Source organism: Saccharibacillus endophyticus (genome assembly GCF_013185185.1).
Classification (GTDB): Bacteria; Bacillota; Bacilli; order Paenibacillales; family Paenibacillaceae; genus Saccharibacillus; species Saccharibacillus endophyticus.
The window spans coordinates 377,972-401,654 of sequence record NZ_JAAZWE010000004.1; the positions used below are offsets into that span (position 1 = coordinate 377,972).

Sequence of the window (23,683 nt, forward strand, 5' to 3'; positions counted from 1 at the left end):
CCTCCCGTAGGGCCGAGTCGCCGGAGGCGGTCGGTTTTCTAATCTATTTACCCATCGGGGGAAAAGTTGACCTTACTCAGACGGATGAAGAGCATCCCTGCATGCGTCGAGCACTTCCGCAAGCGTGGATGCGATTCCGCGGGGAGGCTCGAACAAAAGCGCTTCCGCCGCGCCGAGGGCAATAGTCTTCGCGCGGTCCGGACTCACCAGTTCGAGCAGGCGGTTGGCCGCCGCTGCCCGGATATTCGCCTCCCGCTTGCTCAGCGCTCCGATCAGCGGCCGCAAAAAGTCAGGCTCCCCCCACTGCACGAGAACGGCGTCGCAGGCCAGCTTAATACGCAGCGGCTTGTGCGTCAGCAGAATACGCTTAACGAAGCGTCGGTCGGCGACCGGGTTGCCGTACAGCCGTTCGGCCAGATCGCCGATCGAGAGCAGCGCATACACCCTGACGGCTACGGACGGATCAAATTCCGCTGCCTGTTTGAGCTTCTCCAGCACTTTCGGCGAACGGCTCCAGCCCAGCGATTCGCAGGCTTCTGCCCGTACCAGCCAGTCGCGGTCATGCAGCAGCGTCAGCAGCAGGCGATCTGCCTGCCCGGACGGGTGGAAGCCTAGCAGCTCGGCGACCTTCAACCGAACAAACGAATCCGGATTGCCGGCATAGACGGCGAGCCGGGACAAATCCGGTTCTTCCCTGCTGCTCTCCAATTCATCAAGTTCCGCTATGATGCGATTCACTTCCTGTTCGTTGTCGTTCCGAAGTATCGGGCGCCGTCCGGTCATCCTTGTTCCTCCTCCTTGCTTTCTTCCGCCCGCTCTGCCGGTTCGAACTGCCGACTTACCAATTTGCGATAAAAAGCGTGGGACGCCAACAGCTCCTCATGCGTGCCCTGTCCCGTAGCGCGGCCGCCTTCGATCACGATCAATTTGTTCGCTCCGCGGACGGTGGACAGGCGGTGGGCAATCACCAACGTGGTCCGTCCCTGCATCAGCTTATCCAGCGCCTCTTGGACCAGCGCCTCCGATGCGCTGTCCAGATGCGCCGTCGCTTCATCCAGCAGGAGGATATCCGGATCGCGCAGGATCGCGCGGGCAATCGCGAGACGCTGACGCTGCCCGCCGGACAGCTTGACGCCCCGTTCTCCCGCCTGCGTATCTAATCTTTGCGGCAAAGAAGCGATAAATTCGGACAAATTCGCCAAGCGAACTGCTTCTTCGACGGCAGAATCTTCGACGCCGGACAATCCGTACGTCAGGTTGTCGCGAATGCTGCCCGCCATGACCGGACTTTCCTGCGAGACGTAGGCGATTCGGCTGCGCCATTCGCGAATCGGGATACGGACGGCTTCTTCGCTTCCGTACAGGAGCCGCCCGCCCGTCGGTTCGTAGAAACGTTCGATCAGCGAGAAGATCGTGGTTTTGCCCGCTCCGCTCGGACCGACGAACGCTGTCGTTTGCCCCGCTTCAGCCGTGAAATTCAGTCCTTTCAGAATCGGCTTATCTTCGGAATAACCGAAGTCCACGCGATCAAAAACAAGAGGCTGCTGGATAGAATGTCCTCCATCCGCAGACGCTGCTGCCCTGTCCTCCATTTTCGCGTCCGCATCGGACTGCTCGTCATCCTCCGCCGGAAGCTCCATGATCTCGCGCAGCCGCTCGGTGGCCCCCAATGCTTTTTGAAATTGAGTGAAAAAGGTAGCCAGCTGCGTAAAAGGTACGACAATCTGGAACATGTACAGAATGATGGCCACCAATGAGCCCGCCGTTAGTACGCCGCGCGCGACCTGCGCGCCGCCGTAGCCGATCAACGCCACGAGGATCAGCAGCATCACGGTCATCATCAGCGGCGACACGATCGCTTGAATCCGCGCTTCGCGCAAACCGAACCGGAACAAGCCCATGATTCGTTTTTCGCCCTGGACCCGTTCGACCGGCTCGGCCATCGAAGCTTTGACGAGGCGGATATCCGACAGCACCCGGCCGAGATCGCCTTGGAATTCGGCGATTTCCTGCTGCGTGTCGCGCGAGATCGCGTACATGCGGCGGCCGACCGGCCACAGCAGCAGCATCGCGGCCGGAATCGCCAGCAGCGCGAACAGCGTCATTTTCCAATCGATGGTCAGCAGGATCACCACGGACCCGACGATCGCGACGATGCCCGACAGGAACGAGATGACTTGCCCCGTGATAAAGTCTTTGACGATATTGGTGTCGTTCGTTACCCGGCTCATCGTCTCGCCCGACGCGCTGCGGTCGAAGAACGAGATCGGCAGCTTCAGAATACGCCGCCACAGATCACGCCGTAACCCCGAGACGATAAACTGTCCCACATAAGACATCGTATAGATCGCAAGACCGGACATCAGCGCTTGAGCAATAAATGCCGCTCCGAGCAAAGCGATCGTGCCGCCCGTCAGGTTTTCCATCGAAAATCCGTCGACCAGCCTACTTGTTAATAGCGGAATCGCCAGCGTGAACACCGTCTCGAACAACCCCAATACGACGGCCGCCGTGAGCAGCCAGCCTTTGGGCATGTACTTGGCGACCAGCTTCCAAAACGAACTCCAGCTCGGCGTCGGCGCGGTTTCCTTTTTCGCTTTTACCGTATCGTCGCTCGGCGTTTCATTCATGGACACTTCAGCCTCAAGCCCTGCATGCGTTCCGATTTCCGCTTCGTTCCTTTTTTGCCTATCGTCCATGATTTCCTCCTCCGTCCGGCTCCTCGCCGTCGTCATGTTCCGCAGCATCCGCAATCATCGTGTCCCACATTCGTTCCACGTAACGCTCTTCCTCCATAGTGAACGTTACCGGGAACTGAAACATTTGGGCCGGATCGATCTTCGCAAAAGATTCCAACGCCTTCATTTCTTCTTCCGTGAGCGGCTTCTCCAGCCTTGACAACATGCCGCTGATTCGCCCAAGCAGCTCCGTTGCGAAGCGCTGTACTTGCGGATCTTCCGGCGGAAGTCCTTCGCGCATCAACTTTTTGAGCCTTGAAATCCACTGCATCGCTTCGCGCTCGACTGACCTCCACTGCTCCGATGCCTGGCCTTCCGGCCAGAACCGCTGCATGAGCGAATCCGGCATCCGCTCCGCCATCCACAGCCGCTGCTGCTCCTCCGTCGAAACGGAACGGATCATGAGCAGCAGAACGTCCGGCTCCCACTCCGGTTCATGTTCGCTTTCCGATAAACTCAACGTATGTTCGAGCGTATGCAGCATCCGATCCAGTTGGTCCCTTTTTTGCCGCAATAACTGCTTCTGATGCTCCAGCGAGCCGCGAAGCGCACTTCCCTCCGCTTCCAGTTCTTCCGCGATCCGCTCCAGCGGGTAATCCAGAAACTTGAGCGTCAAAATCTGCTGAAGCCGGATCAAATCGCGGTCCGTGTACAGCCGATGCCCCAGATTATTGTACGCGGACGGCTCCAGCAGACCTTTTTTATGGTAAAAACGCAGCGTACGCTCGGTAACTCCCGTCAATTTGGCGAACGTGCCGACGGTGTACGTTTTATTTTCCATTTTCCCGACCGCCTCCTTCCTCCTGCTGGTTTCAGTATAGGGGTTGACGTAACGTCATAGGCAAGCAGAGATTTTCGCGAGGGGAATGCGGTTAAAGATTAATGTTCGGCGCATGGAAGCAAACCAATCGAGAGGCGGGAAAACGCAAATGGGCATGAACTACAGAACGCTCGGCAAAACGGGACTTCAAGTATCGGAGATCGGGTACGGAGCATGGGGCATCGGCAACAGCGGATGGCGCGGCGCGGAAGACGAAGAATCTTTGAAAGCGCTACATCGTTCGATCGATCTGGGGCTGAACTTTATCGATACGGCGCTGGGTTACGGAGACGGGCACAGCGAGCGATTGGTCGGACAGGTCGTGCGCGATCGCGCCGAAACCGTGTATGTCGCTTCTAAAATCCCGCCGAAAAACGGGCAGTGGCCGGCGCGCGCCGGCGTTCCGTCAAGCGAGACGTTCACGGCGGAGCATGTGATTTCGTCGACCGAGACCAGCCTGCGCAATCTGGGACTGGAAACGCTCGACGTGCAGCAGTTCCATGTCTGGTCGGACGAATGGGCGGCGCAGGGCGATTGGCTGGACGGCGTGCAGAAGCTGAAGGAGCAGGGCAAAATCCGCCACTTCGGCGTATCGATCAACGATTATCAGCCGGCCAACGCGATCAAGCTGATCGAAAGCGGCGTCGTGGATACGGTGCAGGTCATCTACAACATTTTCGAACAAACGCCGGAAGACGAGCTGTTCCCCGCCTGCCTAGAGCATAACGTCGGCGTGATCGTGCGCGTCGCGCTCGACGAAGGCGGCTTGACGGGCAGCATCTCGCCGGACACGGAGTTCGCCGAAGACGATTTCCGCAGCCGATATTTCCGTGACGACCGCAAGCGCGAAGTATACGAGCGGGTGCAAAAGATTACGCAGGACCTCGGCATCGGCAGCGATCAAATCGCCGAGACCGCGCTGCGTTACGTGCTGAGCCACCCGGCCGTTTCCACCGTCATCCCGGGCATGCGCTCGATTCGCAACGTGGAGCGCAACATGCGGATCGGGGACGGAAAAGGATTGGCGAAGGAGCAGGTGGAAAAGCTGAAAAACCACCGTTGGGCGCGCAATTTTTACGAGTAAGATTGGCGAAAGGCCTAATATCGTGAAATAAATACGGAAAACCGCAGCCGCGTGATCGCTCAGGATCACGGCTGCGTTTTTTTATGATCGCGTAAAAAAACGTACTTATTCCATCCGCTCCAGCAGCCGTTCGGCCGCTTGCAGATGATCTTCGATTTCTCGCTTCAGCTCTCGAATGATCGGCTGCCAGCGCTCCCGTTCATTGTCGCGCGTTTCCCAGAACTCCGCAGGCAGATTCGATACCGCACGCAGGAGCTCTCCCCGATACAACGTTCCCGCAAAAACATCTTCCGTCAAGATTTCGAGCACGTTCGGAAGCAGTTCGTCCATGTACATGTTCTGACGCAGTAATCGGCATAAATCCTCCACCGTCAATTCGTCCAGACGTTTGACTCGGACTTGCGCGTACCATACAGGCAGTCCGTACTTCAGATGTTCTTCGCTCGGCGAGAAGCCGGGCGGCGTTTCGAGATCCGACACTTTCATCGCTCCTCGGCTGCCGCGCACTTTCCATTCGTGCAGGCTTTCCAACTCGCGGCAGGCCCTGGCGATCACCCCGTCGAATACGCCGAGCGGAAGCATGTATTCGGTGCGCCAGCCGGGTTCGCCTTTCCTTTCATAGTCGGCGATCAGCAGACGTTCGTACTCTTTTCCGGCTATAACGAACATGGACTTCATGCTCATCGTCTCGTCGAGAATCCCGATATTGAAGCGTGCCCACATTTCTTCCTCCGCAAGCTGCGCGTCGTTCCCTTCATAAAAAACGTCATGCAGGCGATCGAACAATTTTTCTTTTTCCAACCGAAACAATCCGGCATGACCGCGATTTCCGTTATCCCGCGCTGCGTCCGTCAACATCGTCAACAAATCGCCGAGCAGCGTTTCGCCGTCAGCCAGCGTGTTACCCATGACGTTCATGCTGAATCTTCCATACATCCGTTCTCCGCCGAAATGCTCGTCCAACTGAAAACGGATCGAAAACAACGAAGGTTCGCCGATCGTTCGGGTGATGCGATGTTCGTCGCTCATGCTTCTTCTCCTTTCCTAAACAAAAACCAGCAGAATCGCACGGCGGGATGCTCGAACGTCGATCCCAATATTTCGAGGCGACTATCCGCGACTCCGTCAACGCCGTACGAGCTCCAGGAGATTTTGTCCGTTATTCGTTGGATCAGCAGTTCGACTTCTTCATCATTCAATTCCTTTTTGCACTGCGCGCTTAAGCTTGCCTCATAACAACCTTCAATTTTCCAGTAGGGCTGGATATCGGTTATCAGATAACGTTCGAATGAGTCGGCCGCTTTCTCCAGCATTCGATGCGCGATATATTCCGTTTCCGCCGCCGTACCGGATTCCGCGATCATTCGGATCGTTAATATCATGCGCTCGCCTCTCTTCTGCTTGATAATTCAACATACACCTTTATATTGCAGAAGAATCGTAAAGAAAATATTTTATGAATTAACCCTAATGAATAGGGTATAATGAAGCTATATTTAATAAACGAGGTTAATATGATGCGGACTTTAATCGGAGATGACGGTTTAACACGCAGATTTGTTGAGTTGCAGAATTTTATCTCAATGTGGAAAAACTTAAATTTGACTGATGAAGAATTGCTTGAATTGGAGCTTTTTCTGCTTGAAGATCCAAAGCGTTCTCCTGTCATTCAAGGAACAGGCGGGTTAAGAAAATCCAGGTTTTCTCCCTCCACAAAAAAATCAGGAAAAAGCGGAGCCTATCGAATCATTTATTTAGACATCGAACAGGAGCATCTCATTGTTTTGCTTGTTGTTTACAGCAAAAACGTATCTGATAACCTGACAAAGAATGAAGCGAACGAGCTTAAACATCTGGTAGACCAACTTAAAGCTCATTATGGAGGGAATCAAAATGGATAAATCCTTATTCGATTCATTAAAAGAAAGCCTGAACGAAGGCATTGAATTTGCAAAAGGCGACTTAGCGAAAGGAACTGTGCGAAACCTGACCTTCAAATCTCTCCCGGAATTATCCGACGAGGAGATCAAATCGATACGTGAAGGGACCCATCTCTCCGCCGCCGCATTCGCCAACGTTCTTGGCGTATCCGTAAAAACAATCGAGTCTTGGGAGGCTGGTCGCAGCGTTCCTAACGGTCCTTCGAAAAGACTGCTTCAAATGTTCAAAGAAAAACCTGAATTCACCAAAGAATTTATCGTCAGCTAAATCTTTCTCTGTGCACAAAAAAGATACGTCTGCCTCGTCCTCAAGACGCGCAGACGTATCTTTTTTTCTGCTCCAAGCTTGCTTCTGTTCCGCAACTTACCCGTTCAAAATCGGAATCTGCGCCAGCATGTTTTTCAAATGGATCGCGTCCCACGGCGTATGCTCGGTAAAGCCCAATCCTACCACGTCCGTCTCCTCCGACAGCTCGCGCAGCAGTTCGGCCAGACGCGCGAACTTCAAACGGCCCGGCGGCGAGTACGTGTACGGCTCGTTCGGCTTGGCGAACAGCAGCGAACGGAACTCTTTCGGATCGAGCACGTCCAGATCGACGTGAATCGCCAGGTGCTTGATGCCGCTCTCGCGTATCCAGGCCTTGATCGACTCCGTGCTGTTTGCCGTTTCCTGCGCGTCCGCCGTCCGGATACCTAGCCGCTGAATCATTGCCGTATCCGTTTCTTTCATCGAGATTCCGAGCCGTTCGAACGCTTCTCCGATGATCGCGCCTTCTTCCGGCGTCGGTTCCGACAATCCCGCAATAAACACGTTTTCCGGCTTCAACGGCATCTTCACGCGCTTCGCGAATTCCGCGTCGCCTTCGCCGAGCAGATTGCCCAGCGGCAGCGTGTGGCCCCGGTCATAGCCGTCGATCTGCACCAAATCGCTGTGCGCGTCGATCCAGATCAAACCCATTTCGCCTTCGTACCGTTCATTCAAATAAGCGAAAGGCGCCTGCTCCACCAGACAATCGCCGCCGAACATCACGACGCGGTCAGGTTGGTGCGCGCGGATCAGATGGTCCGCCGCGTCGAGCTGTTCCAGCAGTTCTTTTCTACCATAAACGCCGTTGTCGTTCGCAAGCGGCACGCCGTCGTCCTCGCGAACCCGCACCCGCACCAGCGGCTGGTCGTTCTCCGGCGCCAGCCAAGCCAGCAGCTCCGCACCGAAGGTATAATTCGGATTATCTCCGCCCTGCCATTGAGGCATGAGCACGCGCAGTGTTTTTTTCGTCATGATTGCATCCCCTTTGCTTCCGAAGTACCGTTACTATAAAATGAACGCGAGCGAAAAAACAGTACGCACTTTAAAGATAGATACTATCGGAAAGGATAGTGCACAGCATGAGCATGGCGGAATTCAAAGGTAAGGTCAAGCATATTCAGGACACTCCTTTCGGCTATACGCTGTCCGTGATCGGCGGCAAATGGAAGATGGTGATCCTGTACCTGTTGGCGGAAAATCCTCCGGTACGGTTCAACGACCTGAAGCGGCAAATCGGGGTGATCACGTACAAAACGCTGAGCGCGCAGCTCAAGGAACTCGAAGCCGACGGCATGGTGGAACGCAAAGAATACCCGCAGATTCCTCCGAAAGTCGAGTATCGGCTGACGGCCAAAGCGGAAAAGCTGATGCCGCTGATGGAAGGATTATGCGAGTGGGGCGCGGAGCATCAGCCGAAGGAGGACTGACTTTTGACGACGAACAGATCGAACAGGTTCGCGACTTGTGCAAAAACGGCCACTATCTGCGTTACTTCGGCGCGCAGAACATGGCAGCGGGATTTATTTGCACAACCCGGAGAACGGATAAAGAGTGAATGAATACGAAAAAAGCCTTCAGCGAAAACGTTCATGTATGATGCGTCAGGACGTCTTCGCCGAAAGGCTTTTTTTAATTGTGCCGGCTTCCGGCGAAACGGTGAGCGGATCGCTACGAAACAAAGGATGCGGCCATGACCTTTTTTACGAGTTGAAAAAGTCGGTCTGTTCATCCCTAATGCTCGATCTTATCCTGCTGTCTATCGGCGTACACGCCGCGACCTCGCTGACCAGTTACTGTCTGCATGATTCCTAAGAAGGATTGAAAAAGCCGCTTGCCCACATGCTTCTGCCTAACGGATACTTATCCACGTAGAAGTCGTCCGGGTATCGTTCGAACCCTTCCAATTTCCGATAGCGTTCGATCACTTCTCGCGCTTCCGTTTCCGTTCGGTAAATACCGATAATCTTCGTTTCTTCGGCGCCTTCGTACTCATAAGAGTGCTGCAATAAAAACACATGGTCCATATCATGTCTTTCCTTTCTTGATCATTCCGACGAAAAGCGTACCTCTTTCCCGTCATGATCCACGTACCCGTACTCCCCCGTCTCCGGCCGCTTCACCAGCATCGCCCCGTTTTCGCTGCCGAAAGCCGCTTCGAAACGAGGTTCGATCCGGTACGCGCCGTTGGTATCGATATATCCCCACAGCCCGTTCGCGTCCTGCACGACCGCCAAGCCTTCGAAAAATCCTTTGGTATGCGGAAACGTCGCCTGTACGCGTACTCGGCCGGAAGCTTCGATGAACCCCCACAGTCCATTCGATTCGAACTTCGCCAGTCCCTCCGTAAACGGCCCGACCTCGTCGTACTGCGGCGGGATGATCTCGTTTCCGTCTTTGTCGATGAATCCCCATCGGTCCCCGCGCATCACGGCCGCTTTGCCTTCGACGAAATCTCGTGCCGCATCATATACGAACCCGGTTAGCGGATTGCCTTGCTTATCGATAAAGCCCCACTTCTGCCGCAGCATGACAACCGCATAACCTTCCTGAAAATTGCCCGCGTACCCGTACACCGTATCCAACGCCGTTTTTCCGCTCGGATCCATAAACACCATGCCGCCGGACTCGTCCGGCATCACGGAAGCGAGCCCTTCGGAAAAGGCGTTGGCTCGGTAGAATTGTTTGTTTAACACGTTCTCGCCGTTTTTGTCGATATAGATCCAGCTTTCGCCCGCATAGGCAGCCTGCTCGTCGCTTTGTTTCATCACGACGGCCATGCCGTTTTGAAAATCGCCGCCGTCCGCCTGAATGACCCTTTTCCCCGTGGCGTCGATGTATCCCGTATCCCGGCCGATCCGCACGAAGGCCAGCCCTTCCGAAAAATGCCGGGCTTCGTTGTACAGCGGCGGCAGCACCAGCTCGTTCGCCGGATTCGCGTACCCGTATTTGCTGTCGACTAGCACCGGACGCCAGTCTTTGGAACGCAGCGTATCGGCGGCAGCCACGGGATCGGACGCATGGCGGAACCCGTCGTCTTCTTTCCCGTCTTTGCAGCCAAGCATCAATAGCAGCACGATCGCAAAAGCGGTCAAGACCGCTCGAAACCTAACTTTTTTCACCCGATCCCCTCCCGCGGCAAGTACGGAGAAGCAAATGTTCCCGACTCTCTTATGTATCGCTTAACCGTTCGACGGGTGGGGCCAAACAGGATTCGAAGACTTGATCTCGTCGCATAACCGAAGAACTTCCGGCCAATTCGGCGAGCTCCGGAATGCTTGGATGTTCCATTCTCCGTTTTCTTGAAGCGAGACGATTTTGCCGCGAAGCTCGGAGCTTTTGCGCATGGTATCTTGATCAATATATCCGGATGCGCGCAAGCGCTCCAGATTGGAAGGATGCAGAAAAGTATGAGCCCCCGTATCGAATTCTTCGAAAATCCGGTACTCGATCCAACCCTCTTCCTCGTCCAGCAAAAACAGGCCGCATTGGTTGAGGGTATGGATGTAATATTCCATAAGCTCGTCGTCACTCAACGTCATCGAATTTCTCTCCTCATATCAAGTTCGAATTTTAAAGCCGTCTGCGTTTCCCGTGTTGTTCACGACTCCGGCCAAGCTTTCCGCACTCTATTCGTTTGATGGATAAAGGATGCCTTCCGCCTCGATGCTGCTCCATACCTTCACCAGACGAGTCATCTCTTCGGATTCCGCTTCTTCATGCCCGGCTTGTCGCAGCGCTTCAATCACATTTTCCAATACCCTTTTCCATTCGCCCATAAAAGCTTCGATGTCCAGCGTGACCGGACCGCTCCGACGCAGCAGTTCATCCAGGCCGTTTCCGATCTCTCCCCATTTCGATTCGATCGTCAACCGGTTATCGCTCCACTCAAACCGCCACTCGTGAGCAAACGTATTCGACACCCAATGATTGGTCAGCTCGCCCGAATGCCTACTTTGCAGTTCTTCGATGATAAGCAAAAGATCTTCGATCATGCAAGAGAGGTCGTACTTGTAACTCAGCAGGATCGGAATATGGTTCCATACCAGTACCGCATGCTCGCCGTGTAGGGGAAACACCGATTCCATGGCATCCCATGGCGCCTCGTCCTCCTCCGATCGAACAGGAAGGCTCCTAGGTGCTCCGGCTTGTATAAAAAATGATATATGATTCAGCTCCTGACTTCTTGCAGAATTTGGCCTTTCTTCATGTTACCTGATCCTTTTCGCCGTCCAATCCGCCATATTCACTTCAAACTGCCAGTCGGCATTGCCCCTTTCCGGCGACGGCGACAGCAGATAGATGTATTTCCCCTGCTTGAGCGTCAGCTCTCCCCAATCGTATTCGCTGTACAGCATACCGCTCATTTCGGCTGAAGATAAGTCTAGTTCAATGTACTTCTCTTGCGCACCGATTCTTCTTTCGACAAACAATCGGGCATGCTCATTTCTTTGGTAGCGGTTAACGATCTCGATCTGGTAGACGTAACGGTCGTCTTCGGTGATCTTGAACATATTCGAGTCTACTCGTTCGGTCAGCCAAGCTTCCGGACTTAATTCTTTCACCGAATTCCAAGCGATGCTGATCAGAAAAATAGAAGCCGACAGCACCAAAATTCGCAGGATTCTTCCCGACCAACGGGGACGACCGAAACTCATGATCAGGCTCAGTACGGACAGCAGCAGCATCGGAATGCCCTCCAGCACCATCACGACGGTTCCGATCAGATCCGGTATCATTTGAAAAGCTGCCGTATAACCCAATACCATCCATATCACCAAAATTAGCTGGACGATGCCGACGATCCCCAGTCCTACGCGAAACAGGATCGACTCGACTCGATTTTCTTTCTCATGTTCTTTTGAAAAGGAATGCCGCATACTCCGATTCACGATCACGATCAGCACGGCAGCACCGACCGCTCCGCACAGCAGAATGTACCAAATGCCGCCCCATCCAAAACCGCCGAGAAAAACAGTGCCCGCAAGACCGCCGATAATCCCCGCAAACAAGCTCGCGGCCAGACTGCCGGGGATATCTCTGACCATGACCCACCAGCCAATCAAACCCAAGGTAACTCCGATTAAAAATCCCGTTATCAACTCTTCGTCCTCTTTTCTGGATTAATCTTGTTATTTTCCTACGATCCCGTTCCACATTTGCACGACGATATGCGGTTCATATTCCTGTGGATACAGCCAGATCGTCACGACCAAAGTCAGCGCAACCGTAACAAGGAACGTCGCGGAAGCATATTTATTCGTAAATGCTCTGCTGATCAAAAACGCGAATCCGATCAGTCCGAGATTGACGATGTACGTCAAAGGAGTCGTGAGAATTCTGCCTAATCCGGTGTTCGGGAAGATCATGAATAATAGAAACAGCAGAATCGTGCTCGGCAGTACGGCTGCGATAAACTTCGTGAACACGGGTACTTTTTTCTCCGCATCGGCTTCTTTCGGCATCGTTTCTTTCCTCCTTTTCATGATTCGTCCGAACGATATTTTTGCAGCAACTTTTGCGCTTCGTCAAATAAAGATGTTTTTAATTTCTTGTTTTTCTCGCCGGCTTCGAGACGTTCAAAAATCTCCAGCGCGTCGGGCTCGACCTTCTCTTCTTGCAGCATAGCTTGTAACGTTCGAAAAGCTTCGCGTGCGTGAAGTTCTTCGACTTCCGCCCGATTTAGTTTTTGCTCGTTCTTCGATTTCAGTCTTGCTTGGAGAGAAAGAGATTCTTTTAAAAAAGCTTTTTCGCTTAACAGGCTTTGATCATTGAAAAATTCGCGAATATTATCCAGCTGAGGGATCGAAATTTTATCTTCTTTTATCGCCGTTATGATAACGCTCCCAATAGCTAGCAGCCTTTTTTCTTTATACTTATTCAAGATCTCGGATAGCAGGTGTTCATCGAGGCTTTCTTTTTCGTCCAACTTGTTTTTAAGATAAGCCCATATCAAATGCTCTTGAACCTCTTCTGAAAAGTTCAACTCGTTCATGACTGGATAAATCCGATTAATCATGTTTTGAGAGAAGGCTTCCGGAATCCTTCTTCGCTCTTCGTCCGGGATCGATTCGAGGAAACTTTTGATTTGAAGTAAAAATTTCTGCTCGTCTTTTTCGTCTTCGATTTTTTGGATCATCTTTTCTGTCCGCTGTTTGCCTGACGGATGACGAGATTCACGACCGCGACCAGCAGCACGGACACGACAACCCCGCAAAGAAGGATGTACCACAGATGTCCCATATCGGTTCCGCCGAGAAACACGCTGCCCAAGAATCCTCCGACCATACCGGCCAGCAAACTTCCTACCAGGCTGCCCGGAATGTCTTTGACCATCACCCTCCAACCGACCCACCCGATCATGATGCCGAGCAGCGCTCCTTTGATCCAATCCCATGTTTGATACACGATATGAAGGGCATATTCCTGCGGATAAATCCAGATTGTAAAACCGTTACCAAAGCTTTTAGATTAGCTGACATTTTGCACCTCTTTCTTAATTAATGATATATACCCAAAATATCCCTCAAAACCTTTTTAATTAAAATTCCGTTTCAAAAAAACTGTCTCTCCGACAACTTGGAACGACCGTTCTTCTTCATCCGTTGAATGCTTTTCTGTAACAGAAAGGCTTTTCGGCGCTCCGGCTTGCATGAAAAAAGACATCATATTCAGCTCTCGACTTCTTGCACGATTTGGCCTTTCTGGTTGAGCAGCTGCACGGTATACGACTCGGTCCACCTGAGCGAACCCAGCTCTCCCGTTCCGCGATGCTTCGCCTTTTTCCACACCCATTCGTTCCGATACTCCGCTGCCCGGATTTCGTCTGCGACTTTTTCGAATACGGACAACTCCCACTCCTGCACTCGGGCCGCTTTTTCGATCCCTTGCATCAACAGGTGGAGCGTTATTTTCTTTTTATCCGTATCGCCGCTTTTCAAAAACCCCTCTAAATCGAAGGATATCGGAATGCTCAATATCCTCCTATGCCGGACATCCGCTCATTGCCGACAACCGGTACGCATTCCACGATGATCTTCCAAATCCCTTCGGTTTGCATGCCCGGAAAAAGCCTTTCGAAAAACGCGGTCATACATCGGGCCTGCAAACCGTATTCGCGCCTTTTCCATTTCCAGTTTTCCTGATAATCCAGCCTTACCGCTTCTTCACGCGTGATTCTGTGTTTGAGCATCAAGTGTTCGACAATGTCGCTTTGCGGTTGATAAGGAAAGTCGATCGCGAATTCTTTGAGAATCAGAAAGCTCACTCCTTGTGATTGACTATGATTCATCAAGCCGCTTGATCAAGATTGCATAAATCTGATTTTGCAGCAAAACCCGACTTCGAAATTAGCAGCAGAAACCACCTTATACTCGATTGAGTTTTCGAAGACATGATGCGTGTAAAAAGTCATGCCTTTGTATTCCAAATACATCAAAAGTGTATGGAAAATGACGTTAACGTCCATAATGCTGTACTTGCTTACATGGATATGAATCACGTACATCGACTCGTGCGCAGACACGAAAAAATTCTCGATTTGATCGAGATCTGCAAGAAAATCGTTGATCTCGATATCCAAACCGGGGTCCAAGCCATAACGTATGTTTTTCGAAACCAGTTCAAACAACTCGTTTTTCATCGCTTATGTCCTTCTTTTGTTGGAGTAGGGTTCGGGTTGTCGGCTTGCTTGTCATAGGGATCACCGAAGTGGAACGAAGCGGATTCCGTACTTCGAAAACAAATCGTTCAACCGCCGCGCCGACTCTTGTTCTTCGCTTGGAAAAATGTTTCGCCAATCGATCATGTCCTCATGCTGTCCGTTCATCGTATACAGCGTAAATGGCGTCGGGAGTCCCGGCTCGCAGCACAGAAGGTCATCCAAACTAAGCAAATCTCATCCGCAATATCCGGCAGGCCCGACAACTGCTTCGCCCAGGGCCAGAAAGAAAGTATTTTCGTCTTGTACGCCTTGCAGATCCAATTCGAACAACTTCGCAGAATGGCCGATTCCTGTCGTATGTCGGTTGGCTAGATAGCGCACCGCGTCCAACCATCCCTTTTGCAAGTCCGTGGACAGCGACATCCATTCGTTTTTACGGATTGGCAGCGAATCTTCCCATAACGACCAGACTTGCCTTACGGAATCCGAGACGACATACGCGAAAACCATCTTAATCTCCAGATTCCGAACGCCTTGTTCAAACTCTTCCTGCTTCCAATCGATTTTGCCGACAGGCGCAACGTACAATTCGCTTAAGACTTGCCCTGCCTGATTACGTACTTCGATCGTCAACGCTTCCAATTGAACTCGCGTTCGGTTGCGGTATTTGACGAACGACGGATCAAGTAAAAAATCAAGCAGCGTGATCGCAGAGACTGGCAGGTCTTCATCGTCCGGCCCATAACCGCGTCCCCCTGTCCATCCGGAAATTCCGCTGCATGTTCCCAACGTTTCGCCCGATTCCGTGATGAACGTAAACTTTTCAAACGATTCCTTCAATATTTCCAGCGCCTTTCGGGACAAAAAATACTTTTCGGAAAATCAGTCATACTCCCAACGAAAATACTTCGATAAGTTCGAAGCTATTTCCGCCCATGTTTCTCCGGAACAGGTTTGAAGCCTTTTTTCGATCGAAGACCTGACGCGGGAGACATTGTAGTTTCTCGCAATGAGCATGCCGCGTCCGAATTCGGTCTCATTCAACTCCAGCGCCTTCTCCAACCTGGTCGGACTGACCACCGTGATCATGAACGTCTCGCTCCCCTCCATAGACACGGCTCCGATATCCAGTTCGATCTGGATCAAAAAGTCGTCCGCCTCTTCGCCCCAACTTTCCTGCGCAATCGTGAACGCGTGCAATTCGGGTTTCAATATCCAGAACTCCTTGCTGCAAAATGCTCGCATCCGTTATCCGTGATTTTGGTCCATCTGGCAACAATTGCGCATCGCGACGTATGCTTTTTCTCGCTACGCCCTTCAAATAACTTATTCAAGTATTCTTTTTTCCTAATTGATACATCACGCAATAATAGGCGAAAAAAAACATGATACGACTTTTCATTCTGTGATCCTTGTTCCAATCTTTTGATTCATGCTTTTGACTTCTTGCCGAACAAGCGGGTGAGGATCGCCGGACAATAGCTCAAGCGCTTCGATCAATCGCGAAGAAACCAGCTCGGCCAAAATTCTCAACGAAATCAATCGCATCATAAAGTCATCATCGGTTATCCTTCTACATGCGCATTCGGTAGCCAAAGACGGAGTCCTTTCAGCCATCGCCAACAAAACTCTTCGTTGCACGTATTGATCTTGATCCTCCAGCAGAAACGGCAGGTAATCGTCCAAAACGACATCTTTTTTCAGACGTACAAACTCCGCGATCTGCCATCTTGTTTGGAAAAAAGGGTAACGTATGCTGTCCTTCACAAAGTTCAAAGCAGCGTCGGCCTGAAGTTCTTGCTCACACTTTTCCAAAATTTCGCCGTCCTCGTGATCCAGCCCCAGGACCAATAAAATTTTTTCGATTAATTCTTTATGCTCATGTTTTTCAGATAAGATCATTACCGCTTGCTTGGTTAGATGTAAAAGATGATCCCAACCGGAATATAAACAGACATCGGCAATACGGAGTTGATCCAGATCGTATTCATCTTGGTTCTTGATTCCGACCTAGGACCAGAATTTTGCCAGTTCTTTATGGAGTTCATCAAGAATGTTCATGTTATATACCTTCTTCGAGCAACGATTGGAATGTCACATCGTTTCCTTTATTATTTTCCGCTTCCGTTCGCTTCCAAAGATTTAGCAACATGGACTATGTAGTTGAATCAGAAGTTCCAAAAGAAAAGCAATGAAGTAATTTCCTCCATTGCTTTTCCAAAATCATCTTATGCTAAAGGGAGTAAGGACTAAGTGGCTTCCTTTTAGTTCTTTACACTTTTGAGCCAATATTTTTATTTTCTCTAAATGTTCCAGCGATTCTGCTTCTTCAATTTGATTAGATAGTAAATTTAATTCTGCAATGAAATCATCCATATCCTCAGCGTTCAATGCTGAAGGAGAGCTATCAGATAAATCATTCAAAATAACAAAACGATCATCGTTTTGGATCAAATAATTTTCGTCTTCCTCAACTGAAAGCAATATTTCGATAGTTTCAAATTTTTTCGATTGAAAAATAATATCGAATATTTCATTCGCCTCCTTCAAAGTTTGGACCGCCTGGAAATGCGTTGACTAGGTTTCCAAATTTGTCTGTGACTACAGTTAAAAATCTTGTAGGTGTCCCTCCTAATCGCTCCGGTAAATTTCCTATACCTTTACCTTCATCTAAAAACACTTTTCTCACATAGTTGCTTGTTCTTGGGTCATATATTGCCTGAGTATTTACTACTGTTTTAGATTGTAATGTATTCACAATTTCTTCACGAGATACCGTAAATTGCGATTTACTTGTTTTAGTAAAATTCTGATGCTTACTTAAAGCATAATCAAGCCCAGAACTGTTTTCATCTACTTTCCCATTGCGTACATTTACTCTAGATTGAACAATTGAAGGTGTAGCATTTGTACTGTTCACTGAGTTTTGTTCGCGAATAGGTGTTCTATCGTCAGTTCGCGCAGTGGATCTTTGCCTATTAAGTTGGTTACCTCTAGGCTGAGGTGCAGGGATTACCCTACCGCCACCTCCGCCACCTCCGCCACCTCCGCCTCCTCCTCCACTACCAGCAGATCGATTATTATCATGTCCGCTTGGATCAATAAGAACAAGTGGATTATTAACCACATATACATAGGGATTTAAAGTGCTCGGTCGATTTGTATGCCCTTCGAACGTATCCTCCTGGATAAACCGCCCGATGCTCGGATCATACCAACGGCTTCTCAGATATTGCAGACCGGTGTCTTCATCCCAATACTCGCCCGAGTATCCGAACGGATTTTCGACTTGGACATTCGAAGTCAGCGGGTTGCCCCAGATGTCGTAGGTATACGTATTCAACGCAGTACCATCCGCCTTAACGAGTCCGGTTACGTCACCGTGGCCGTTATGCTGGTAATAGGCTTTTTGGTTGCTCGCATCTTCGCGATAGATCAACTGCGCGCCGCGCACATAGCGGGCTTTGAACGTCACGCTGCCGTCTGCCGCTACCGTGCCTTCGGCGATGATGTTCGCGCCATCGTAGTAGTAGCGCGTCGTGGTTGCCTGTCCGTTTTTCGTGATGCTGCGCTCCGTCATCAGGCCGTCGCCGTTGTACTTGTAGCTGACGGAGGTTTGGTTGCGCGTCACGTTGCTCAACTGTTCCGCTTGGTTGTACGTGTAGTTCACGTTGTCTTTATGCGGCATCTGGATGCTGGATTGCAGCGTCAAGCGGTTGCCTTTGCCGTCGTACGTGTACGTCTCCGCGCCTTCCGAGCTGGTGATGATCCGGTCCAGTTCGTCGTACGTGAACGTGCCGCTCGTCGTGCCGTCGCTGCGGCTGGTAATGTTGTCTCCGTTATCGTAGCCGTACGTGAACGCCTTGGTCAAGCCGCCCGCCGACTGAAGCAGGTTGGTCAGTCGTCCGAACCCGTCGTTGGTGTATGTCGTCGTGATCTGGCCGTTGCCCAGCTTCAATTGATACAACTGTGAAGATTTCAGATGGTTTTCATCCGATTCTACCACTCCGTCTCGATACACATATTCGGCTTGCGTCGTATTGTCGGTACGCACCTGCACCAATTGGTTGTCTTCGTTATACCAATACGTCGTCGTCATGCCGAACGGATCAGTCATCGTGCTTGGCATTCCGTTTTTGTAATACGTGTACGAAATCTGCTTGCCGTCCGGGTAGACCATGCGTTCCAAATTGTTGTCCAGCGTGTAGAAGTACTGCGTAGTACCCGTCTCGTCGGTCATTGACTTGCGCAGGCCATTTTTGTAATACGTGAACGAACCGTTCTTGTCGCCGCTGGTCCATGAGGTCAGACGGTTTTGTTCATCGTATTGGTTGACGACGTTGATTCCGCCCCGCGTCGTCCCGCCGGTGAGGTTGCTGTTGTTGTCATACGTGTACGTTTCCTGACCCAGCACGGAGTCCGTTTTGGACAAGCGCCGCCCCAATTCGTCGTAACCCAGGGTAATCTTCGTCCGATCCGGGAAGACTTTTTCGGTCATCGCACCTTGTTTGTTATACGAATATTCCGTGTTGAGCGATGTGCCGCCGGTGCTTTGCGTCACGTTTTGCAGGCGGTGCAGGCCGTCGTTCGTGAACCCGGTGGTATCGCCTTTACCGTTGGTTGTACTCGTCGAAAACGGATTGCCGCCGACTTCATACTGATTGCTTGTTGTAATGATATTGCCTTTGTCGTCGGTGCGTGTCGTGCCGGTGGATCGGCCAACGTCGTCGGTTTGTTCGGTCACTTTTGCACCGTAATCCGTTGTGGTCGTCGCCTGGTTCAGCACGTTGTTGTAGCCGTAACCCGTTACGCGCCCCGCTGCCGAGATCGTCTCCTTGATCTCCCCGTTGGCGTCGTATTCGTACTTCGTTTGATGGCCTTCGCCGTCCGTCGTGTAATCCAGCTCGCCCAGATCGTTATAATGATTGGACTGAAGCGTGTAAAACGCGACGTTGTTATTGTTGTCCTTGCGTTTCAGCTCGACCGCGGACGGGCGTCCGAGGCCGTCGTAGGTTTCTTTGCTTTCTTTGCCTTCTTCGTCGACGATGTAATACTGGCCGATCTGGCCGATCGTATTGTACGAGAATGAAGATGTGGACGTGGCGCGCGTACCGTCTGCCGCGGCGGGGCGCGTCACTTTGGTAATCCGGCCGACTTTGTCGTATTCATAAGCTTCGTCCGAACCGGCAGGAGCGCCTTTGGCTACCGCGTTACCGTCGAAGTGCTTGAGTACGCGTCCCGTAGGCAGATCGTATTCGTAGCGTTCTTCGATAGTTTTCGGCGTGCCGTTTTCGGTCACTTTTTGCTTGATAGAAGTCGGATACGCGTGTTTGACGGCTGCCCCGTACTCGATATCCGTTTGCTGCGTTTTGTCGTTTTCAAGCTGCTGCATGGCCTGCGTCACGTTGCCGTACGCATCATACTGATACGTCATTTGCAGGAAGCTCGCTTGACCGCTTTCGTCCGCGTAATTTTGCACCGTTTGCGTGATATGCGGCAGCGCCGGGTCGGCGGTATGCGCGATATCGTCGGTAACGACGCCCGATACGGTATTGCGTTCGGTCAGCGCAAGTCCCGGATACGTCGTCGAATACGTGTAGCTGCTAATATGGCCGAGCGGGTTCGTATACGTCAGTACGTTGCCGTAATTGTCGTAGGTATAAGCGTGAACTTTATTGCCCGTTTTTTCCGGCGTTTGCGTGTAATCCGTATCGGTCTCGGTAATCCGTACGGAAAGCTGCTGATCCGGATCGTACACGGTGTCGACCTGTTTTTTGTACTCGCCGGCTTTTTGGCGCGTTTCCTGGATCGCCAGATGGTCTGCGTTCAGGACGGTCGTTTCGCTGATTTTTTCGACGGACGCCACGTTCGAAGCGGCGTTCGGATTACTGATCGTGGTGCGTTTGACCGTGGAGGTCGTTTGCGCCGGATCGGAGAAGTCCGTTGCGTTCGCATAATCGTAAGACACGAAGTTTTTCTTTTTGGTTGTGCTTTCTTTCAGTTCGTCATAGCGCTTGGTCACGCGGTAATAGCCCAGCGTTCCCTGATCGCCCAGACGCTTCGCCGTTTGTCCGTATTCGTAAGCCGTACTGGCTCCGGTCGGATACGCCGTGCGGATCAGCCCCATATAGACGACTTTGGCCGCGGCCGCTCCGGCGTTGATGACGGCGTCGTAGTTCGTTTCTTGCTTGGCGTAAGCATAGCTGGTCGCCTCGCCGTTTTCGTTGACCACGGAAGACAGCGTGCGCTTTTTGTTGGTGCCGCTGATCAAGGTTTTGTTGTAGACGAGCGATTTGCCCGCGTACGTCACGGTCACGGCATTGGCTTTATACGAGAAGACGATCTCGCGGTTCAGCGTGTCGATCACTTTGCTGATCAGCGGATAGGCGTTCAGGTCGTTGACGGCGGCCTGCGCGTACTGTACCAGAATGACGTTGCCGTAGGCGTCTTTCGTTCCGATCCAGCGGCCGTCGGCATTGAAGTAGGTTTTCGTGCCGAGCGTATCGGTCAGCGCGTAAGCGGCGGTAGCGTTAACGGTCTGCCCGGCCGCGTTTTGCGTGGACAGGTTGTCGGAGGAAGGTCCGAACGTCACGTCTTGAAGCGGATAATCGACCAATCCTTGTCCGCCGGCCTCGACTTGGTACACCGTTCCGTCGGCAAAATGCAGATACCGGACGTCTCCGCGCAGCTCGACGGAAGGCATCGCCCACGTCCAGCCTACGCCCAGATTGGACGTGCGTTCGTTGTACGTGTAGTATTCGCTGCCGTTGGCGTACGAACCGGCGTTACCGGTGATTTTCGGCTCTTCGATATACGCTTCGTTGCTTTCGTACAGGCGTCCCAACGTAAAGTCCAGACCGCCTCTTCCCGGCAAGCTGAAGTCCGTTTCCATGCGAGACAGCGATCCGGTAGCTTCCGAAATGTTTTCGCCTTCGGTCGCGCCGCTGTAAGGCGTGTTCGCGGCGATTTCGTACAGAGACAGCGGCGTCGCCGTGTCGTTAAAAGGACCGGAAACGGTCGACTGGACCGAAGCGGTCGAAGTCGAAGCTTTAGCCGAAGCCGCCGGAGCGGCCTGCGCGCGGTTGGACGCGGCGACAGGCGGCAGCAGCAGAGCTGCGGCGAGCGCGGCATTGAGGATTCTGAACAATGGTTTTTTCACGAACGATTTCCCCTCGATTCTTTATATTAGTCGGTTCAGAAGCCCGGTACGTATTGCCTTTGGATCAGGTTGCCGTTGGTATCGTACGTGAAATTGATGCGTTCGCCCGACGAGAACTGGATGTACTGAAGCCGGCTCTGCTCGTCGTACACGTATTGGAACTGCATCGGCGTGCCGGCCGCGCTGAGCGTGCTGACGGTGTCGCCGCCGTGGCGGATATGCAGCTGCGGCGCTTCCGCGAACGACGTCGGCTCGCTGCCGCTGTCAATCTGCACGCCGTAATTCGGCTGCTCTTCGGTCAACCAACGGGTGATCAGGTCCGGATCGAGATCAATGCGCTGCGTGCCGTCCGCGTCGGTGCGCAGTTTTCCGTAGCTGGCTCCGTCGGCGCGCAGAGCCGTTCTCGGTTCGTCAGAGGAGGCCAATGTCGCCGCATTCCAAGGCTCTACCGCACGCAGCACGCGCAATGTATCGGAATCTCCGGCTTCGCCGCCTGTACCCGTCGTCAGGTAAGCTTCGCGGACAGCCGCGTTTTCCGGCAAACCGGACAGGTCGAATTGCAGATACGTGCGGTTTGCCAGCTGTTTCGGCGCGGAACGCGCAAACAGGCTCATTTCTCCCAAGGCGCCGGTCTCCTGCGCGGTGATCGTCGCCGTCTGTACCTCGCTTTGAAGCTCGATTCCCGTCTTCACTTCGATCGGATACGACAAGCCGCTTGTATCGATGTCGACGTCCAGGTAGCGGACGCCGTCTGTTTCGTTCAGCGTTTGAAGGACTTCGCGACGCTGTCCGTCGGCATCGGTGAGCCAAGCCGGAGTCAGCGACAACCCGCCGCCCGTAAGATCTTCGCCCAGATGTCCTTCCAGTGCGAAACGGAAGGTCGAAGGCGCATCGGCCGAGGTCAGGTTCAGCGTTTGCGAGATGCCGGAAGCGGTCAGTGCCAGATTCGCGTCGGTGGACGTCCATACGTTCGCGTATGCCAATTTTCCGACGGAAGCTTGCGATACGTCCGCCTGCGCGTCTTGCGCGCCGACCGGAACAAGGGTAATGAAATTACCGTTTACGCCGAGCGAAAATCCTTGTGCGTAGCTGTTATGTAAGCTCGGCGTGTAAGGTACGGTAGATGAGGTATAGCCCGGTTCGGAAGGATCGGCAGCAGCAGGCTTTTCAGCCGGAGGCGCTTCTTCGGACGGCGCCCCGGGCTCGGCAGGCGTTTCTTCCTGAGTCGGAGCTTCCGGTGCAGCCGGAGATTCATCTGCCGGAACTTCCGCGGACGGAGTCTCGGGAACAGGAAGCGATTCGTCCGGCTGCTGTGCAGTCGGCGTTTCGTCGGTCGGCGCGGCAGGCGAAGGTGCCTCGCCTGCCGGCTGCTTATTATCGACGGAATCGGCAAGTGCTTGCGTGCCTGCCGCGGCCGATTTCGACAGCGCGAGCGAGGTCACCGACGCGAGCGGGCCGGATGCAGTGGGTTCGACTTCGGAATCCGCGTTCGGTGCTTCCGGAGCTTCGGTCGGTTGCTGCGGTTCGTCTGCTGCCGGAAGATCCGGCGCCTTATCCGGTTTTGCTTCTGGCAAGACCGATTCCAAGGTCAAAGCAAGAGAAATGTCCTGGTAATTCCCGTTTCCGTCTTCATAATGCAGCGGAGCAGCGGACAATACCGTTTCCCGGCTATTGTCGCTGAGCAGGTATTCTTTGCTGTACATCGTGCGGTTGGCGACTTCTTCGCTGACTACTTCGGCCGGAGCTTCGACAAGATCGGCGGCCGCCTGTGCATTTTGAAGCTGTGATCCGTCCGGCGTTTTGGACGGTTCAGGTTCGGCCAAAGCCGAATGGGGGATGGCTTGAGCGCCTAGCGAGGATACCAGCAGAGTGGACAGAAGCCATTTTCGTTTTGCGCGCATGTGCGAGATTCCTCCAATTCTGTTGTGTAGCGGATTGCCTGCATATTGATAAGCGACAAACTGACCTTAACGAC

28 protein-coding genes are annotated in these 23,683 nt (G+C 52.6%); 4 read left to right on the plus strand and 24 right to left on the minus strand.

Features of this window, described 5'->3' with window-relative positions; all coding sequences use genetic code 11:
* Window positions 1–72: 72 nt before the first annotated feature.
* From HRQ63_RS16310 to HRQ63_RS16320, 3 genes are read right to left on the minus strand one after another with little or no spacing between them, the layout of a single operon-like run.
* Window positions 73–783, minus strand: coding sequence for a HEAT repeat domain-containing protein (locus HRQ63_RS16310; protein ID WP_172245656.1), 711 nt, complete (start codon window positions 781–783; stop codon window positions 73–75).
* Window positions 780–2,699, minus strand: a complete 1,920-nt coding sequence (locus HRQ63_RS16315) for an ABC transporter ATP-binding protein (RefSeq protein ID WP_229714233.1) — start codon at window positions 2,697–2,699, stop codon at window positions 780–782. Before HRQ63_RS16315 ends, HRQ63_RS16310 begins: the two co-directional genes overlap by 4 nt.
* Window positions 2,689–3,519, minus strand: a complete 831-nt coding sequence (locus tag HRQ63_RS16320; protein ID WP_172245658.1) for a MerR family transcriptional regulator — start codon at window positions 3,517–3,519, stop codon at window positions 2,689–2,691. Before HRQ63_RS16320 ends, HRQ63_RS16315 begins: the two co-directional genes overlap by 11 nt.
* A 148-nt stretch (window positions 3,520–3,667) precedes the next feature.
* On the opposite strand from HRQ63_RS16320, the gene HRQ63_RS16325 reads away from it, so the two are divergent.
* Window positions 3,668–4,642 (plus strand): aldo/keto reductase, encoded by a 975-nt coding sequence (locus tag HRQ63_RS16325; protein WP_216673965.1) that lies wholly within the window; start codon window positions 3,668–3,670, stop codon window positions 4,640–4,642.
* 105 nt (window positions 4,643–4,747) lie between these two features.
* On the opposite strand, the gene HRQ63_RS16330 is transcribed toward HRQ63_RS16325, so the two are convergent.
* Complete coding sequence (locus HRQ63_RS16330; RefSeq protein ID WP_172245660.1) at window positions 4,748–5,671, minus strand: contact-dependent growth inhibition system immunity protein; 924 nt, start codon at window positions 5,669–5,671, stop codon at window positions 4,748–4,750.
* Window positions 5,668–6,024 (minus strand): hypothetical protein, encoded by a 357-nt coding sequence (locus HRQ63_RS16335; protein ID WP_172245662.1) that lies wholly within the window; start codon window positions 6,022–6,024, stop codon window positions 5,668–5,670. Before HRQ63_RS16335 ends, HRQ63_RS16330 begins: the two co-directional genes overlap by 4 nt.
* A 132-nt stretch (window positions 6,025–6,156) precedes the next feature.
* Between HRQ63_RS16335 and HRQ63_RS16340 the strand changes: the two genes are divergently transcribed.
* The gene (locus HRQ63_RS16340; protein ID WP_229714234.1) at window positions 6,157–6,543 is read left to right on the plus strand and encodes a hypothetical protein; all 387 of its coding nucleotides are present in this window, start codon (window positions 6,157–6,159) and stop codon (window positions 6,541–6,543) included.
* Window positions 6,521–6,850, plus strand: a complete 330-nt coding sequence (locus tag HRQ63_RS16345; protein WP_172245664.1) for a helix-turn-helix domain-containing protein — start codon at window positions 6,521–6,523, stop codon at window positions 6,848–6,850. Before HRQ63_RS16340 ends, HRQ63_RS16345 begins: the two co-directional genes overlap by 23 nt.
* A gap of 96 nt (window positions 6,851–6,946) precedes the next feature.
* Here HRQ63_RS16345 and HRQ63_RS16350 read toward each other — a convergent pair whose 3' ends face one another.
* Window positions 6,947–7,861 (minus strand): arginase family protein, encoded by a 915-nt coding sequence (locus tag HRQ63_RS16350; protein ID WP_172245666.1) that lies wholly within the window; start codon window positions 7,859–7,861, stop codon window positions 6,947–6,949.
* A gap of 107 nt (window positions 7,862–7,968) precedes the next feature.
* Here HRQ63_RS16350 and HRQ63_RS16355 point away from each other — a divergent pair, with 107 nt between their 5' ends.
* Window positions 7,969–8,316, plus strand: a complete 348-nt coding sequence (locus HRQ63_RS16355; RefSeq protein ID WP_172245668.1) for a winged helix-turn-helix transcriptional regulator — start codon at window positions 7,969–7,971, stop codon at window positions 8,314–8,316.
* Here the strand turns inward: HRQ63_RS16355 and HRQ63_RS16360 are convergent.
* The 18 genes from HRQ63_RS16360 to HRQ63_RS16445 form a co-directional block, all read right to left on the minus strand.
* Complete coding sequence (locus HRQ63_RS16360) at window positions 8,298–8,618, minus strand: hypothetical protein (RefSeq protein ID WP_172245670.1); 321 nt, start codon at window positions 8,616–8,618, stop codon at window positions 8,298–8,300. The genes HRQ63_RS16355 and HRQ63_RS16360 overlap by 19 nt on opposite strands.
* A 79-nt stretch (window positions 8,619–8,697) precedes the next feature.
* Window positions 8,698–8,913: a DUF7336 domain-containing protein gene (locus HRQ63_RS16365; protein WP_172245672.1), complete on the minus strand. Its 216-nt coding sequence runs from the start codon at window positions 8,911–8,913 to the stop codon at window positions 8,698–8,700.
* A 21-nt stretch (window positions 8,914–8,934) separates the two neighbouring features.
* Window positions 8,935–10,008, minus strand: a complete 1,074-nt coding sequence (locus tag HRQ63_RS26215) for a WG repeat-containing protein (RefSeq protein ID WP_172245674.1) — start codon at window positions 10,006–10,008, stop codon at window positions 8,935–8,937.
* A 60-nt stretch (window positions 10,009–10,068) separates the two neighbouring features.
* Complete coding sequence (locus tag HRQ63_RS16375) at window positions 10,069–10,428, minus strand: hypothetical protein (RefSeq protein ID WP_172245676.1); 360 nt, start codon at window positions 10,426–10,428, stop codon at window positions 10,069–10,071.
* Window positions 10,429–10,515: 87 nt separating this feature from the next.
* Window positions 10,516–10,974 (minus strand): hypothetical protein, encoded by a 459-nt coding sequence (locus HRQ63_RS16380; RefSeq protein ID WP_172245678.1) that lies wholly within the window; start codon window positions 10,972–10,974, stop codon window positions 10,516–10,518.
* A gap of 123 nt (window positions 10,975–11,097) precedes the next feature.
* Entirely contained in the window at window positions 11,098–11,952 is an 855-nt protein-coding gene (locus HRQ63_RS16385) for an MFS transporter (protein ID WP_172245680.1), read from the minus strand.
* Between the two features lie 66 nt (window positions 11,953–12,018).
* Window positions 12,019–12,351 carry a hypothetical protein gene (locus tag HRQ63_RS16390; protein WP_172245682.1) on the minus strand — a complete coding sequence of 111 codons (333 nt, stop codon included), beginning with the start codon at window positions 12,349–12,351 and terminating at the stop codon, window positions 12,019–12,021.
* Between the two features lie 17 nt (window positions 12,352–12,368).
* Window positions 12,369–13,025 carry a hypothetical protein gene (locus tag HRQ63_RS16395; RefSeq protein WP_172245684.1) on the minus strand — a complete coding sequence of 219 codons (657 nt, stop codon included), beginning with the start codon at window positions 13,023–13,025 and terminating at the stop codon, window positions 12,369–12,371.
* A complete protein-coding gene (locus HRQ63_RS16400; protein WP_172245686.1) occupies window positions 13,022–13,294 on the minus strand; it encodes a hypothetical protein in 273 nt (90 codons plus the stop codon). Before HRQ63_RS16400 ends, HRQ63_RS16395 begins: the two co-directional genes overlap by 4 nt.
* Before the next feature lie 263 nt (window positions 13,295–13,557).
* Window positions 13,558–13,863 carry a hypothetical protein gene (locus HRQ63_RS16405; RefSeq protein WP_172245688.1) on the minus strand — a complete coding sequence of 102 codons (306 nt, stop codon included), beginning with the start codon at window positions 13,861–13,863 and terminating at the stop codon, window positions 13,558–13,560.
* A complete protein-coding gene (locus tag HRQ63_RS16410; RefSeq protein WP_172245690.1) occupies window positions 13,860–14,177 on the minus strand; it encodes a hypothetical protein in 318 nt (105 codons plus the stop codon). The genes HRQ63_RS16405 and HRQ63_RS16410 overlap by 4 nt, the downstream gene beginning before the upstream one ends.
* Before the next feature lie 12 nt (window positions 14,178–14,189).
* A complete protein-coding gene (locus HRQ63_RS16415; protein WP_172245692.1) occupies window positions 14,190–14,528 on the minus strand; it encodes a hypothetical protein in 339 nt (112 codons plus the stop codon).
* 255 nt (window positions 14,529–14,783) lie between these two features.
* Window positions 14,784–15,389: a hypothetical protein gene (locus HRQ63_RS16420; protein ID WP_172245694.1), complete on the minus strand. Its 606-nt coding sequence runs from the start codon at window positions 15,387–15,389 to the stop codon at window positions 14,784–14,786.
* 42 nt (window positions 15,390–15,431) lie between these two features.
* The gene (locus HRQ63_RS16425) at window positions 15,432–15,761 is read right to left on the minus strand and encodes an Imm8 family immunity protein (RefSeq protein ID WP_172245696.1); all 330 of its coding nucleotides are present in this window, start codon (window positions 15,759–15,761) and stop codon (window positions 15,432–15,434) included.
* A 186-nt stretch (window positions 15,762–15,947) separates the two neighbouring features.
* Window positions 15,948–16,451 (minus strand): HEAT repeat domain-containing protein, encoded by a 504-nt coding sequence (locus HRQ63_RS16430; RefSeq protein WP_172245698.1) that lies wholly within the window; start codon window positions 16,449–16,451, stop codon window positions 15,948–15,950.
* Between the two features lie 321 nt (window positions 16,452–16,772).
* Entirely contained in the window at window positions 16,773–17,099 is a 327-nt protein-coding gene (locus HRQ63_RS16435; RefSeq protein ID WP_172245700.1) for a hypothetical protein, read from the minus strand.
* Window positions 17,083–21,708: an RHS repeat-associated core domain-containing protein gene (locus HRQ63_RS26285; protein WP_172245702.1), complete on the minus strand. Its 4,626-nt coding sequence runs from the start codon at window positions 21,706–21,708 to the stop codon at window positions 17,083–17,085. Before HRQ63_RS26285 ends, HRQ63_RS16435 begins: the two co-directional genes overlap by 17 nt.
* A gap of 35 nt (window positions 21,709–21,743) precedes the next feature.
* On the minus strand, window positions 21,744–23,609 hold the full coding sequence (locus tag HRQ63_RS16445; protein ID WP_172245704.1) for a DNRLRE domain-containing protein: 1,866 nt from the start codon (window positions 23,607–23,609) through the stop codon (window positions 21,744–21,746).
* Window positions 23,610–23,683: the final 74 nt, after the last annotated feature.